The sequence below is a fragment of the Rhodoferax mekongensis genome (assembly GCF_032191775.1).
GTDB classification, from domain to species: Bacteria; Pseudomonadota; Gammaproteobacteria; order Burkholderiales; family Burkholderiaceae_C; genus Allorhodoferax; species Allorhodoferax mekongensis.
This window is the reverse complement of record NZ_CP132507.1, coordinates 1,320,211-1,334,571: the sequence shown is the minus strand read 5'-3', so window position 1 is coordinate 1,334,571 and position 14,361 is coordinate 1,320,211. Positions and strand designations below refer to the sequence as shown.

The window sequence follows — 14,361 nt, the reverse complement described above, 5'->3', positions numbered from 1 at the left end:
AATCGCCCTTATTCAGGGGTATTGGCGCACCAAGGCTTCAGCCACACACGCAGGTTTAGCGGCGCCCTCTCGCTCAATGGTGACTTCCCAAGCCTGCTGTACGCCACCGTTGTCGACCGGCAGCACCTCCAGCAACTTGAGATGCGCGCGCAAACGGCTGTTGACCGGCACCGGCGAAATAAAGCGGACTTTGTTCAGGCCGTAATTCACCCCCATCCGCACATGGAGCACGTTCATGCTGGATTCCATAAACCGGGGAATCAGCGACAGGGTGAGAAAACCATGGGCAATCGGTGCGCCGAAGGGGCCTTGCGCTGCACGTTCCGGATCCACGTGGATCCACTGGTGGTCACCGGTTGCCTGCGCGAATTGGTTGATCTGCTCCTGGCTGATGGTCAGCCATTCGCTCACCGCTACGGTGGTACCGACGTGGGCGGACAACTCCGCCAAGGTGTTGAATGTTTTCATGCCGCCACTCTAGCCAGCCGGCACCTGCTCCCTTGTTGCCACGGTGACAGGTGACGGGCAATTACGCATCCAGCCACTGGCAAATGGCTTGCCACTGCTGCAAATCCCGCTCGACTTTGCCGGGCGCGACATCAAAAATGGTCAGCCCCCGTGCAATGGCCTGGATGTAGTTTTGGGTATCGCGTACAAAACCCAGCACCGGCAGGTCCAAACCGTCGACAAAGTGCTGCAGCTGATCAGAAGCCAGCGTCCGCTCATCCACGCGCATGCCGACAATGCCCACCTTGAACTTGCCCGCCCGCGAACTGGCGGCCAGCTCATCCAGGAAAGGCTTGGTTGCAAAGATATCAAACACACTGGGCTGCAAAGGCACCACCACATGGGTGGCAATCTTCAGTATTTCCTTCAGGCGCTTGCCGTGCAGGCCGGCCGGGGTGTCGAGCACCACGTGGCTGGTGCCCTTGGGCGGCTTGGCAACGCCCTCCTCGTTCAACTCCCATCCCGTAATGGGTTTGGCTACCGGCGGGCGAAGCCCCAGCCACAGCCTGGAAGATTGCTGGCGATCCGCGTCGCCCAGCATGACGGCATGCCCCCTCGAGGCAAAGTAACCGGCAATGTGGGTCGACATTGTGGACTTTCCGACGCCCCCCTTGGGGTTAGCAACAACAACCACGGGCATAGACAGCTCCTCCACTCCATGAACTGCGCTATGTTACGGCCATGGTCACTGAAAACCAATCTCACCCCATCTATGTCGTTGCCGCCCACCCCAACTGGCGGAACTCCCACGTCAACCGCCAACTCCGCCAGGCCGCTGCCTCTGCCGAAGGTGTGGCGCTGTGCGACCTGTATGAGAGCTATGCCGACTACGCCATCGATGTGCAAGCTGAACAGGAAAAACTCGCCGCAGCCCGTCTGGTGGTGCTGGTGCATCCGGTGCAGTGGTACTCCATGCCTGCACTACTCAAACTCTGGCTGGATGAAGTGCTGAGCTACGGCTGGGCCTATGGCCATGGCGCCAAAGCGCTGCAAGGCAAAGACTTGTGGCTGGTCGCCAGCACTGGCGGCCCCGAGGCGTCTTACCACCCCCAGGGTTACAACCGCTATTTCTTCGACGCTTTCCTGCCCCCCTACGAGCAAACGGCTGCTTTGTGCGGCATGCGTTTTCTGCCGCCCATGGTGCTCCATGGTGCACATAGCGCGCCGCAAGCCGACGTAGAAAGCCACGTCGCTACCTTCGCAGAGCGGCTGCGCAGCTACCCCGAATGGCCGGAGTTAGCAGAACTGGAAAGCACTGCAACATGCGATGTGCCGGATGCAGACCGGCCTGCCGGCTCAGCATCAGCGCCCTTGCAAGGAGACCTGTGACATGGAGCACGCACCGGCCTGGCTGATCAACAGCCTGATTTACTTGAGTGCAGCGGTGATTGCCGTTCCCCTGTCCAAAGCAGTCGGGCTGGGAGCCATCATCGGCTACCTGGCCGCGGGTATTGCGATCGGCCCCTGGGGCGCCGGGCTGGTCAACAACGTGGAAGACATTCTGCACTTTGCCGAATTCGGCGTGGTGCTGATGCTGTTTCTGGTGGGCCTGGAGTTGGAGCCGCGGCGACTGTGGAGTCTGCGTCGCTCCATCTTCGGCTGGGGCGCCCTGCAGGTGCTGGGTTGCACGGCCTTGCTGATGCTGGTAGCCATGGCCTGCGGTGTGGGCTGGCGCCTGAGCCTGGTGGGGGCGCTGGGGCTGGCGCTATCCAGCACCGCTATCGCGCTGCAGGTGATGGGTGAACGCAATCTGATGCCGACCCAAAGCGGCCAGGCCGCTTTTTCCATCCTGCTGTTTCAAGACGTGGCCGCCATCCCTATTTTGGCTTTGCTGCCCCTGCTGGGTGCAAGTTCAGGGTCAAATGAAGGCCTGGCGCCCATGGAATATGCGCAAGCAGCTATCAAAATCATAGCGGTTATTGCGGGTATTGTGCTCGGCGGCCGCCTGCTGTTGCGCCCCTTGTTCCGTTGGATCGCCCGGTCACGCACCCCCGAGATCTTTACCGCGGCAGCGCTCTTGTTGGTGGTGGGTATCTCGGCGCTCATGTTGTTGGTGGGCCTCAGCATGGCGCTAGGCGCTTTTCTGGCCGGCGTTCTGCTGGCCGAAAGTGAGTACCGCCGGGAACTGGAAACCGATATCGAACCATTCAAAGGATTGCTGCTGGGCCTGTTCTTTATTGCGGTGGGCATGAGCATTGACTTTGGCGTGCTCCTGGCCTCCCCGGGCACCATGGCGCTGGTGGTGGTGGGTTTTCTGGTGGTGAAGGCCGTGGTGATTTACGGGCTGGCCCGCCATATTCAACTGCCGGGGCCGGAGCGCCCGGTGTTCACCTTGCTGCTGGCGCAGGGCGGGGAATTTGCCTTTGTGGTGTTTCAGGCCGCGGCCGGGGCAAATGTGTTTTCTGCGCCAACGGCCTCACTACTCATAGGCGCCGTGGCCGTCTCCATGCTGCTGAGCCCTCTGGTGCTGGTCGCGGTGGACCGGTTGGTACTGCCCCGCTTTGCCGGGCGCAAGGGGCCGGCGCTGGAAGAAATTGCAGAGCCCCAGAGCGCGCCGGTCATCATTGCCGGATATGGGCGATACGGGCAGATTGTGGGCCGCGTCTTGCTCGCCGAGGGCATTCCCGCCACGGTGCTGGACCACGATGCCGACATGGTCGAAGCCGCCCGCAGCTTCGGCTACCGGGTGTTCTTTGGGGATGCCACCCGCCTGGACCTGCTCCGCACGGCCGGCGCCGGGACCGCGCGTGTACTGGTGGTGGCGGTAGACGATGTGGAGCAATCCCTGGCCATTGTGGATCTGGCGCGTGAACACTTTCCCACCCTGCCCATCGTGGCCCGCGCCCGCGATGTGACCCACTGGAACCAGCTGCGCGAACGGGAAGTCACGTTGGTCGAACGTGAGTTGTTTGAGTCCAGCCTGCGCAGTGCCCGCAGCGTGCTAGAGGTGCTGGGCCAACCCGCCCATGTCGCCCGCCAGAGCGCCATGCGCTTTCGCCAACACAACCTGAAGTTGTTCGAGAAAATGCGACCCCATTTCAAGGACCGCACCAAGCTGATTGCAGCTGTCAAACAAGGCCGTCAGCAGCTGGAGGAGCAAATGGCCCAGGAACGTGCTGAACGGGAAAAGCGCAGGGGCCCCGACTGGAGCGGGCAGTAAAGCCCGTGCTAACCTCTGGCCATGTTCAATCCATCCCAAGAAGACGTACGTCGATTTTTCTGCTCCGTTTACGCCAAGTCCCGCGCCGGACAGGCGATGGAAGCTATTGAAACCATAGCAGCCCAATGGATGGACGAGCATCCTGAATACCAGGCGGACTTTGCGGATGTTGATCGGGCCTTGTCGACCATGTACGAGGCGACCGAGGGGCGTACCAACCCCTTCCTGCACGTGAGCATGCACCTGTCCATCAGCGAACAGTGCAGCATCGACCAGCCCCGGGGCATCCGTCAGGCAGTAGAGCTGTTGACGCACAAGCGGAACTCTTTGCACCAGGCACACCACGAAGCCATGGAGTGCCTGGGTACCATGTTGTGGGAAAGCCAGCGCGCCGGACGCCCGCCGGATGGCGATGCCTACATCGCCTGCGTGCAACGCCACGCCACCAAAGACTAGGCCCGCGTTTTCACCAAACCGTCACAGGTCTTGTCACGGCTCTGCCATCAAGTCTGGGTAGCATGAAATTTCCGTTTCCTGGAGACTTCGTGCATGCAAGACTTTCTCACACAACTCAAGATCCAGCGCTGGGATGACCACCGCTATTACCACCACAGCCGCATCAACCAGTCCCTGCACTTGTTGAGCGCGATCAGCTTTCTGGTCGCTTATGCGCTGGTATTCAAAGACCCGGCCATCGCGGCTCTGGTCGCATGGCTGGTGTCCATGACATCCCGCCAGGCAGGGCATTTTTTCTTTGAGCCATTGGGATATGACCATGTCAACAATGCCACCCACGAATACAAAGAAGAGATCAAGGTCGGCTACAACCTCCAACGCAAAGTAGTGCTCATGGCCATCTGGGCCGCAGCCCCGGTGATGCTCTGGATCGACCCTACCCTGTTCGGCTACTACGAAGCCACCACCGGCCTTGAAGCATTTGCCCGTCACACCGGCGAACTTTGGCTGGCAGTGGGCGTGGGCGGATTGATTTTCCGCACCGTGCACCTCTTCTTCATCAAAGACGTGATGTCCGGTCTGGTGTGGATGACCAAAATCATCACCGACCCCTTCCACGACATCAAGCTCTACTACAAGGCACCTCTGGCCCTGATGCGCGGCGAACTTATCGAACCCCGCGGCAACATGGATCACGCACCTACCTGACCGGAACCCGTCGCCAGGTTCCGGCCCTCTGAGGCTCAGAACTTGGCGGCCAGCATCTCCCGCAGGATGCGGCGCTTGATGACCTTGTGCGTCTGGGCGCTATCGGTCCACCACCAACCATCCTGCTGCATCGCCTGACCCGCCGCCACAAACCGGCGGGTTACCTCCTCAAAGTCCGCATCGCTGAAATTCAGGCTGAAGATCATGCGACCGGTTCCCACCCAGCTCAAGGCCAGCCCTTGCAAACGCAAATAGTGCTGAAACAACCAGTGGTAGCAGCCGGGCTGCGTGTAGGTCACGGTCCAGATGGTCGACAGATTGGCCACGCGTGCCGGCAGACCCGCTACCTCCATGGCATGGTTGAGCTGCGATGCTCGGCGGTTCCAGACACCGTCCAGATCGGTGTAGAGCGCTTGTACCTCGGGTGTTTCGAGCCTGCGCATAAAGGCATTCATGGCGCCCATCACATAGGGGTGCGAATTGAACGTGCCGCGGGCAAAGCAGATATCTGCTGGTGCTTCATCGCGGAAGCGGCGCATCCATTCGCGCTTGCCGCACAACACGCCGATGGGCAGCCCGCCGCCCAGTGTCTTGCCATAGGTCACCATATCAGCACGCACGCCGAAGTATTCCTGAGCGCCACCGGGCGCCAGGCGGAAGCCGACAAACACCTCGTCAAAGATGAGCGCAATACCGCGCTCATCGCAAATCGTGCGCAGGGTTTTGAGCCATTCTGTGTAGGCCGCTTTGTCGAATCCGGCTTTGCGCGAACCGTCCAGCAAGGAGCCGTCGCTGGGCGCCGGCATGTTGGGGTGCAGGGCCTGCAAGGGGTTGATCAAGATGCAGGCAATGTCACGGCGCTTGCGCAGCACGCGCAGAGTGCCCTCGCCCATTTCAGACAAGGTGAAGGTGTCTTTGGCCGTCATCGGATTGCCGATGCCGGGCTGCACATCGCCCCACCAGCCGTGGTAGGAACCGCAAAACCGCACCAGCTTCTTGCGGCCGGTGTGGTAGCGGGCCAGGCGCACGGCTTGCATCACTGCCTCGGTGCCGGACATGTGGAAAGACATCTCGTCCATGCCCGAGGCTTTGCGCAGGCGCTGCACGTTGTCCACCATGACCGGGTGGTATGCGCCCAGCACCGGACCCAAATCACGCGCGATGGCAGCGCCTTCGTCAATGCACTCTTTGTAAAAGTCATTGCCCATCAGGTTCACGCCATAGGAGCCGGTCAGGTCGATGAACACATTGCCGTCCAGATCGGTCACGGTGACGCCGGAAGACGACTGCAAAAAGGAACCGATCTTCAAGCCCTGCTTGACCATGGCCTTGAATTGGTAGGGCACGCGGTAGGCACTGACGAACTGCATGTCCGACAAGCCATCGAACACCGAAGCGCCCGCCTCCAGGGTCTTGGGGTGACGCTGTGCAATGCCTTTCACCAGCGCGGCGAACGCCGCTTTGCGTTGCGCCACCACATCGACTGGTGCGCCGTCTACGGCGAGAACCTGGTGCTCGTCGTAGCTGTAGTTGGGCAGCAAAGAAGCCAGCAAACGCGCATTCCGCGGATGGCCTGCCAGCGAGCGGTGCTTGGCCAGCGAGAGCTCGGCGCGCGCCTTCAATTTGCGCAAAGCCGCTATGGCAGCCGCCGTGCCCACGCCGGCCAGCAGCAGGGTTTGCAGTTCTAGAGATTCATTCACGACATTCACCTTTCAATCCAACTTCACTATCAACAATCACCATGCAACTACGTGCACAGATTCAAAAAATCCTCAGCCAGGAAGACTTGAACTTCCTGCTGACCAACCGAATTCCGCGCCAGGCTCTCACCCGCTTTCTGGGATGGTTCAGCAAGATCGAGCAGCCGCTGGTGCGGGATGCCTCTATCGGCATCTGGAAGTTCTTCAGCGACCTGGACTTGAGCGAAGCCAAAAAGCAGCGCTTTTCCAGCATGCATGACTGCTTCACCCGCGAACTCAAAGATGGCGCCCGTCCCGTGGCGCAAGATGTGGATGCCATGACCAGCCCGGTCGACGCCATCATTGGCGCGAGCGGTCCCATTGAAGGCACCCGCGTGTTCCAGGCCAAAGGCTTTCCGTACACCCTGGAAGACCTGCTGGGCCCGGACGCGGACATCGACGAATGGCGCGACGGCAGCTTTGTGACCTTGCGCCTCACATCTAGCATGTACCACCGCTTCCACGCCCCGCACCACTGCACCGTGGACGAAGTGCGCTACTTCTCGGGCGACACCTGGAACGTGAACCCGATTGCCCTCAAGCGGGTGGAAAAACTGTTCTGCAAAAACGAGCGCGCCTTCATCGGTACCCGACTGAGCGGCCCCGGCCCGCTGCAGGGGCAACGCGTGGCACTGGTTCCGGTGGCTGCAGTGCTGGTAGCCAGCATCCGGCTGCACTTTCTGGATGTGTTGTTCCACCTGAAGTACACCGGCCCCAAGAAAATTGCCTGCCACGCAACCTTCGAGCGCGGGCAGGAAATGGGCTGGTTTCAGCATGGCTCCACCGTGATCGTGCTGGCGCCCAAAGGCTTTGTGCTCGATGCGGGCCTAGAGCAAGGGTCGCGCGTGCGAATGGGCCAGCCGCTCCTTCGCTGGCAATCCTGAGGCGTTTGCCCTGCTCGCGGGGACGGAAGCAAACGGCCGGCCGTGGCGCTCCAGTACCGCGCGCAAGGTGTGCAAAAACGTATCGGCCACCGCATCCCAGCTGCGGTCGGCCACGGCCTTGGCAGCCGCCGCGCGGAAACGCGCGATGCGTTCAGGGTCCACCGCCAGTTGCACTGCGGCATTGACGAAAGACACGTCGTCGCCTGTAGGCACCAGTACCCCGTTGTCACCGCTTTCAATCAGTTCCAGCGCTGCGGCACAGTCGTACGACACCACCGCCAGCCCACTGGCCAATGCTTCTGGCACCACGTTGCCGTAGGTCTCTGTCATGCTGGGGAACAAAAACAGGTCGGCCGAGGCATAGTGCGCCGCGAGGTCGCCGCCTTTTTGCACACCGGCAAAGTAGGCTTCCGGGCACGCCTCGGTCAGCGCCTTGCGCAGAGGGCCATCGCCCACAAACACGAGTTTTACGTCCGGCACACGGGCTTTTATGGCGCGGAACGCGGCCACCACCAGTCCCACATTTTTTTCCTTGGCGAGGCGCCCCACCAGCAGAATGACCGGCTCATCGCCCTGCACGCCCCATTGGCGGCGCAGCACATCAGACCGGTGTTGCGGGCCGAACTGCTCCAGCGCAACGCCGCGCGACAGCAGGGTCACGTTCTCGTAGCCACGTGCGCTCAGGTCCTGCACCAGGCTGCGGGTGGGCACCATGGTGGCTTGGGTGCGGTTGTGCAGCTTGCGCAGGTAAGACTCGATCGGCGTCTTCAAGAGGCCAATGCCGTAGTGCTGCGAATAGCTCTGAAAATTGGTGTGGAACGAACTGGTGATGGGCAGCTGCAACTTGCGCGCTGCCGCTACCGCAGACCAACCCAGCGGGCCTTCGGTGACCACGTGCACGATGTCGGGCCGACGCTCCCCCCACAGCTTGAGCAGGCGGTTTTTGGAGGGCATGCCGAACCGCAGCTCGCCGTACGCCGGCAAAGGCACGCCTTTGGAGAGCACTTCATCCAGCCCCTCGTGCTGCAAGGTGGCCTGCTCGCGCGATTGGCGCGGTCGCACCACTTGGACCGAATGCCCCTTTTTCAGCATGCCGTTGACGAGCCATCCCAGCGTCATGGCCACGCCATTGACTTCGGGGGGAAAGGTTTCTGTCACAACGGCAATCCGCAAACTGGAAAGATGCGGGGCGAAGGACTCGATGAGGAGGTCGTCGGAGGTTTTCACAAGCCCGAGACTAGGCACCCCACATAACAGCTTGATGATGCTTTTTTGACAGTTTGACGTCTATCAAGCCAGTCGCGCCGGCATCCACTGCCCACGATAGGCAACGCACACCAGCACCATGCCCACCGTCACCAAAGCACCGAACCCCAATACCAATGTGCTGAGCTGCAAGTGCAGCGCGGTGGCGCCTGCATAGACCGCCAGCATGACCAGCATGCCCGCGTTCTCATTGAAACCCTGGACCGCGATGGAGCGACCTGCCGTCAACAAGGTGTAGCCACGGTGCTGCAATAGGGCATTCATGGGCACCACAAAGAAACCGGCCATCGCACCGACCACCACCATCAACACAGCGGCCATGGGGATGGATTGAACCCACAGCATGAGCGGGATGACCAACCCCAACAGCAATCCCAAAGGCAAGAGGCGTACCGCCCGGTCCAGTGCCACATAGCGGCTGGCGGCTATGGCGCCGGCCACGACACCCATTGCAGTGACACCCTGCAAGTAAGCCGCTTTGTCCAGTGGTAAACCCAGGGCCTCATTCGCCCAACGCAGCACCACCAATTGCAAGGTCGCCCCTACCCCCCACAGCAAGGTGGTCACCGACATGGACATGCCGCCCACGGCATCCCGCCACAAAAGAATGTTTTCACGCCAGAAACGAACCGCAAGGGCACGTGGGTGAATCGAATACGGGTCATACCGCGCACCACTGTCAGGAATGACAAAGCACACCAGCATGGCCACGCTATTCAAAGCCAGCAACACCAGCATGCCCGTCAACAGGGCGGTGCCAGTAGCCCCCTGCCAGCTCCACAACAGTGGCCCTTGCAACACCGGCAACAGCGGGCTGATCAATACACCGCCCAGCACGGTCCCAAAAATCACGGCGCATACCGTGGCACCTTCAAAGAAACCATTGGCCCGCACCAGCTCACTGGACGGCAGCAACTCCGTCATCAAGCCGTATTTGGCAGGGGCATACAGCGCTGCGCCCCAGCCCGCCACCACAATGGCCAAGAGCGGATCCACCCCGTGAAGCAGCAGCACCATAGCCACCACCTTGAGGGCATTCGACAGGACCATGACCCGCCCTTTGGGGAAGGCGTCAGCCACCGGCCCCACCAGAGGAGCCAGCAACACATAAAACAAGGTGAACCCGATTTTCAGAAGGGGGATGCGCCAATCCGCCTCGGCCAGCTCCATGACGCGGGCAATCGCGACGATCAGGAACGCGTTATCCGCCAGGGTAGAAACGAACTGCACCGCAAGCAGCACATAGAAGGCACGGGGCATAGTTCGGGATGTGGCGTGCATGGTTCAGCAAAAGTTGAAGCTGCGCATGCTGCCGTTTGCATGTGAAGGCACAGTGACACCGGATGTGAAAAGGCCATGTCACGGTTTTGCCGCAAAGCTTGCCTAGCATCCGGCATCCAAGACAAAGGGGGCGACTTTGCGACATCACTTGGCACGATGGGCCGCCAAAGCACTGATAGGCTGTGCGTACGTCAGCATTCCAATTGCACCGGCCCTGGCCAGCCTGGTGTTCTGGCGCAAGCGCTACCTGCGGGACTACCGGGGCACCATGCGCAACGCGCACCGCCATATCCGGGCCATACAAGCCGGCCCCGCTTTGCATTACTTTCAAGACGTGGCCGGACGCGAGCGCCAGGTGCCGGAGCACATTGAGGGCGAATGCATCCAGTGCGGCAACTGCTGCATGGACCATCAATGCATGTTTCTGGAACCCGCCGGGCCAAAGCGCTTTCAGTGTGGCATTTACCACTCGCCTTTGCGCAAGGCGTCGAATTGCGGGTCCTTCCCGCTGCACAGCCACGACATTGCGCGCTACCAATGCCCCAGCTACTTTGTGGTGGACACGCGCAAGCCGGTGATCCCTATCGTGCCGGTCACTGCGCACTAGCCGGAAACGAAAAAGCCGCTCATCGAGCGGCTTTTGAATGGGGTAGACGCCAGCGGCTTACTTGAAGCGGCTCTGGGGAACCACTTTCAACTCGGTGGGCAGGGAGCCAATGTAGTTGGCCAGCTCCTTGAGCTCGGCATTGCTGAACTGCTTTGCCACACCGCCCATGATGGCGTTGCCGCGGCCAATGTTGGCATTGCCTTCCACCTTGTAGGCCTTGAGGGCGACATACAGGTAGTCGCTGTGCTGGCCGGCAATCTTGGGGTAGGTGGGGTCGATAGGCTTGCTCAAAGATTCACCGTGGCAAGAGGCACAGTTGCCTTTGGTCAGCAAGGCGTTGACCTTTTCAGAGCCAGGAGCTGCCTTCTCAAGTGCAGGGGCACCCTCTACCACGCCGCTGGCTTCGTAGTAGGCAGCCAAGTCAGCGATGTCCTGGTCGGTCAAAGAGGCTGCGATGCCCTTCATGGAGGGGTGCTTGCGCTCGCCTTTTTTGTATGCATTGAGGGCAGAAGCAATGTACTTGCCGCCTTGGCCCGAAATCTTGGGAACCTTGTGAATTTCGGGGAAGCTGGACTGATAACCCACGATGCCGTGGCAGCCGATGCACATGGCATTCTTTTTGGCGCCAGCCTGCACATCACCCTGCACGCCCTCGGCATGAGCTGCAAAAACGGTCACAGAGGCGACAAGCGCGGCGGACAGCGACAAGAGAATTTTGTTCATTTTGCGAGGACAATCACAGAGTGATGACGTGGTGGTTGTATCAAACCATTATATCGACAAGGCCCTCCGTAGAACCCCTATGTTTGATCCCCATCAAGCGGTAACGCCGAAGCATTTGCTATGAAATTCACTGGTACCTCCAACTACGTTGCCACCCAGGACCTGATGCTGTCGGTCAATGCCGCCATCACCCTGCAGCGCCCCCTGCTCGTCAAGGGCGAACCCGGCACCGGCAAAACCATGCTGGCCGAAGAGGTGTCTGAAGCTTTGGGCATGCCTTTGTTGCAATGGCACATCAAATCCACCACCAAAGCCCAGCAGGGCCTGTACGAATACGACGCCGTGAGCCGCCTGCGCGACTCGCAGCTCTCAGATGTGGACGGCGGTGAGCGCGTCAAAGACATCAACAACTACATCATCAAAGGCGTGCTCTGGCAGGCCTTTACCGCTGACCAGCCGGTGGCGCTGCTGATTGACGAAATCGACAAGGCCGACATCGAGTTCCCCAACGACCTGTTGCGTGAAATCGACCGCATGGAGTTCTATTGCTATGAGACGCGCCAGCTGATCAAGGCCAAGCACCGGCCGCTGGTGTTCATCACCTCCAACAACGAGAAGGAGCTGCCTGACGCCTTCTTGCGCCGCTGCTTCTTCCACTACATCAAGTTCCCGGATGCCGCCACCATGCAAAGCATTGTGGATGTGCACTTCCCCGGCCTGAAAAAAGAGCTGGTCAGCGCTGCCATGAAAACCTTCTTCGAAGTGCGCAACCTGCCCGGCCTGAAGAAAAAGCCCTCCACCAGTGAACTGCTGGATTGGCTCAAGCTGCTGCTGGCCGAAGACATTCCCGCTGAAGCGCTGCAAAGCAAAGACGACAAAATGGCCGTCCCCCCGCTGGTGGGCGCACTGCTGAAGAACGAACAAGACGTCACGCTGTTTGAAAAGCTGATGTTCATGCAACGCCATAACCGCTGATCGCCATGAGTTCCAAACTTCTCATTGAAGGCATTTCGGATGCCGTGGGCTTTGTAGGCGGTGCCTTGGCGGGTTTCTGGATCGGGCGCCTGTTGGGCTTGGACCTGTTTGCACCCGGCTATGGCAATGCCAGCGTGGGCGCGATCGTGCTGGTGGGCTTGGGCGGAGGCATCGGTTTGCAGCTGGCGCGCAAATGGCGTAACCGCCAGTCCGACACCCCCAAGGAATGAAAATGGCATTCGTAGAGCCTGTCACCCTGAGCGCCCGCGGCGTCACCTTGCTTCCGCTGGCGCTGGAACACGAAGCCGGACTGCGGGCCGCCGCCGCGGACGGTGAACTTTGGAAGATCCGTGTGACCTCGGTGCCCGAGCCGGAGAACACACGCAAGTACATTGAAGACGCACTCGCCATGCGCGAAGCCGGTCACCGCTTCGCCTTCGCCGTCACTGAAACGGCCACCGGCAAAGTACTGGGGTGCACCAGCTATCACGACATCGTGCCGGCCATCAAGCGTGTCGAGATCGGCTGGACCTGGTATGCCAAAAGCAGCCAGCGTAGCCACGTCAACACCACCGCCAAGCTGCTGCTGTTGACCCACGCCTTCGAGACTCTGGGCTGCCATGTGGTGGGCTGGCGCACCGACAACTTCAACTTTGCTTCCCAAGCCGCCATCGAACGCCTGGGCGCCAGACGAGACGGCGTCATCCGTGGCCACGCCTTGCGCCGCGACGGCACCATCCGCGACACCGTGATGTACAGCCTGCGCAGCGGCGAATGGCCTGAGGTGAAAACCCAGTTGCTGTATCTGCTGGACAAACCCCGCACCTGAGGGCACCGCCATGCTGCTGGACTTCTTCTACACCCTGCGCTCTGCCAAGCTGCCGGTCTCGGTCAAGGAATACCTGACCCTGCTGGAAGCACTGCAAAAAGGGGTGGTAGGGCCCAACACCCTGCCTGCGGATGGTGAGGGCGAGGTCAGCGGCTACAGCATTGACGACTTCTACTTTCTGGCCCGCACCACGCTGGTCAAGGATGAGAAGCACTACGACAAGTTCGACCGGGCCTTCGGGGCTTACTTCAAAGGCATCGAACACGTCAGCGATTTCACCAAAGACATTCCGGCCGAATGGCTGCGCAAAAACCTCGAGAAGTTTTTGACGCCTGAAGAACAAGCCAAGCTGCAGGCCATGGGCTGGAACGAGCTGATGGAAGCGCTCAAAAAACGCCTTGAAGAACAAAAAGAACGCCATGAGGGCGGGAACAAGTGGATAGGCACGGGCGGCACATCCCCTTTTGGCGCTTACGGACAAAACCCGCAGGGCATCCGCATCGGGCAGGACAAGAGCCGCAACCGCAGCGCCGTGAAGGTCTGGGACCAGCGCGCCTACAAAGACTACGACGACACCCAGGAACTCGGCACCCGCAACATCAAGGTGGCGCTGCGCCGTCTGCGCAAGTTTGCCCGCGAAGGCCATGAAGACGAGCTGGACCTGGAGACCACCATCAGCAAGACGGCGGCGAATGCCGGCTTTCTGGACATCAAGATGCGCCCCGAGCGGCACAACAACGTCAAGGTGCTGCTACTGATGGACGTGGGCGGCACCATGGACGACCACATCCAGCGGGTGGAAGAGCTGTTCAGCGCGGCCAAGACCGAGTTCAAGCACCTGGAGTTTTATTACTTCCACAACTGCGTCTATGACTTCATGTGGAAGAACAACCGCCGCCGCTTTGCGGAGAAGTTTGATACTTGGGACATCATCCGCAAGTACAACAAGGACTACAAGCTGATCTTTGTAGGCGACGCGACCATGAGCCCCTACGAAATTTTGCAGCCTGGCGGCAGCGTGGAATACAACAATGAAGAGCCCGGAGCCGAATGGCTGCAGCGGCTGATGAGCGCCTTCCCCAAATTCGCATGGATCAACCCCGAGCCGCAAGGCGTCTGGCAGTACCGCCAGAGCATCGCGGTCATCCAGCAGCTGGTGCAAAACAAGATGTACCCCCTCACCCTCAAAGGCCTGGAAGAGGCCATGCGGCAGCTGACCAAGTAGG

16 protein-coding genes are annotated in these 14,361 nt (G+C 60.3%); 10 read left to right on the top strand and 6 right to left on the bottom strand.

The annotated features are described in order from the left end of the window. Nucleotides 1-12 precede the first annotated feature (12 nt). Together RAN89_RS06515 and RAN89_RS06510 are read right to left on the bottom strand one after the other, a co-directional pair. Entirely contained in the window at nucleotides 13-468 is a 456-nt protein-coding gene (locus RAN89_RS06515; RefSeq protein WP_313868801.1) for a MaoC family dehydratase, read from the bottom strand. Nucleotides 469-529: 61 nt separating this feature from the next. Further along, complete coding sequence (locus tag RAN89_RS06510; protein ID WP_313868800.1) at nucleotides 530-1,147, bottom strand: nucleotide-binding protein; 618 nt, start codon at nucleotides 1,145-1,147, stop codon at nucleotides 530-532. A gap of 41 nt (nucleotides 1,148-1,188) precedes the next feature. On the opposite strand from RAN89_RS06510, the gene kefF reads away from it, so the two are divergent. The 4 genes from kefF (at nucleotide 1,189) to RAN89_RS06490 (ending at nucleotide 4,831) form a co-directional block, all read left to right on the top strand. After that, nucleotides 1,189-1,836: a glutathione-regulated potassium-efflux system oxidoreductase KefF gene (gene kefF, locus RAN89_RS06505; protein ID WP_313868799.1), complete on the top strand. Its 648-nt coding sequence runs from the start codon at nucleotides 1,189-1,191 to the stop codon at nucleotides 1,834-1,836. A 1-nt stretch (nucleotide 1,837) separates the two neighbouring features. Continuing rightward, on the top strand, nucleotides 1,838-3,667 hold the full coding sequence (kefC, locus tag RAN89_RS06500; protein ID WP_313868798.1) for a glutathione-regulated potassium-efflux system protein KefC: 1,830 nt from the start codon (nucleotides 1,838-1,840) through the stop codon (nucleotides 3,665-3,667). A 21-nt stretch (nucleotides 3,668-3,688) separates the two neighbouring features. After that, nucleotides 3,689-4,123 (top strand): DUF1841 family protein, encoded by a 435-nt coding sequence (locus tag RAN89_RS06495; RefSeq protein ID WP_313868797.1) that lies wholly within the window; start codon nucleotides 3,689-3,691, stop codon nucleotides 4,121-4,123. A gap of 93 nt (nucleotides 4,124-4,216) precedes the next feature. Beyond that, nucleotides 4,217-4,831, top strand: coding sequence for a hypothetical protein (locus RAN89_RS06490; protein ID WP_313868796.1), 615 nt, complete (start codon nucleotides 4,217-4,219; stop codon nucleotides 4,829-4,831). Between the two features lie 35 nt (nucleotides 4,832-4,866). On the opposite strand, the gene RAN89_RS06485 is transcribed toward RAN89_RS06490, so the two are convergent. Next, entirely contained in the window at nucleotides 4,867-6,531 is a 1,665-nt protein-coding gene (locus tag RAN89_RS06485) for an aminotransferase class III-fold pyridoxal phosphate-dependent enzyme (protein ID WP_313868795.1), read from the bottom strand. A 41-nt stretch (nucleotides 6,532-6,572) separates the two neighbouring features. Here RAN89_RS06485 and asd point away from each other — a divergent pair, with 41 nt between their 5' ends. After that, a complete protein-coding gene (gene asd / locus RAN89_RS06480; RefSeq protein WP_313868794.1) occupies nucleotides 6,573-7,454 on the top strand; it encodes an archaetidylserine decarboxylase in 882 nt (293 codons plus the stop codon). Here asd and RAN89_RS06475 read toward each other — a convergent pair. Then, on the bottom strand, nucleotides 7,398-8,612 hold the full coding sequence (locus tag RAN89_RS06475) for a glycosyltransferase family 4 protein (RefSeq protein WP_313868793.1): 1,215 nt from the start codon (nucleotides 8,610-8,612) through the stop codon (nucleotides 7,398-7,400). The genes asd and RAN89_RS06475 overlap by 57 nt on opposite strands. 132 nt (nucleotides 8,613-8,744) lie before the next feature. Beyond that, complete coding sequence (lplT, locus tag RAN89_RS06470; protein ID WP_313868792.1) at nucleotides 8,745-10,001, bottom strand: lysophospholipid transporter LplT; 1,257 nt, start codon at nucleotides 9,999-10,001, stop codon at nucleotides 8,745-8,747. 148 nt (nucleotides 10,002-10,149) lie between these two features. Between lplT and RAN89_RS06465 the strand changes: the two genes are divergently transcribed. After that, complete coding sequence (locus RAN89_RS06465) at nucleotides 10,150-10,608, top strand: hypothetical protein (RefSeq protein ID WP_313868791.1); 459 nt, start codon at nucleotides 10,150-10,152, stop codon at nucleotides 10,606-10,608. A gap of 57 nt (nucleotides 10,609-10,665) precedes the next feature. On the opposite strand, the gene RAN89_RS06460 is transcribed toward RAN89_RS06465, so the two are convergent. Continuing rightward, nucleotides 10,666-11,331, bottom strand: a complete 666-nt coding sequence (locus RAN89_RS06460) for a c-type cytochrome (RefSeq protein ID WP_313868790.1) — start codon at nucleotides 11,329-11,331, stop codon at nucleotides 10,666-10,668. Nucleotides 11,332-11,451: 120 nt separating this feature from the next. On the opposite strand from RAN89_RS06460, the gene RAN89_RS06455 reads away from it, so the two are divergent. From RAN89_RS06455 to RAN89_RS06440, 4 genes are read left to right on the top strand one after another with little or no spacing between them, the layout of a single operon-like run. Next, nucleotides 11,452-12,306 (top strand): AAA family ATPase, encoded by an 855-nt coding sequence (locus RAN89_RS06455; RefSeq protein WP_087496369.1) that lies wholly within the window; start codon nucleotides 11,452-11,454, stop codon nucleotides 12,304-12,306. 5 nt (nucleotides 12,307-12,311) lie between these two features. Further along, a complete protein-coding gene (locus tag RAN89_RS06450) occupies nucleotides 12,312-12,536 on the top strand; it encodes a hypothetical protein (protein WP_313868789.1) in 225 nt (74 codons plus the stop codon). A gap of 2 nt (nucleotides 12,537-12,538) precedes the next feature. Next, nucleotides 12,539-13,135 (top strand): GNAT family N-acetyltransferase, encoded by a 597-nt coding sequence (locus RAN89_RS06445; RefSeq protein WP_313868788.1) that lies wholly within the window; start codon nucleotides 12,539-12,541, stop codon nucleotides 13,133-13,135. Between the two features lie 10 nt (nucleotides 13,136-13,145). Continuing rightward, nucleotides 13,146-14,360 carry a vWA domain-containing protein gene (locus RAN89_RS06440; RefSeq protein WP_313868787.1) on the top strand — a complete coding sequence of 405 codons (1,215 nt, stop codon included), beginning with the start codon at nucleotides 13,146-13,148 and terminating at the stop codon, nucleotides 14,358-14,360. Nucleotide 14,361: the final 1 nt, after the last annotated feature.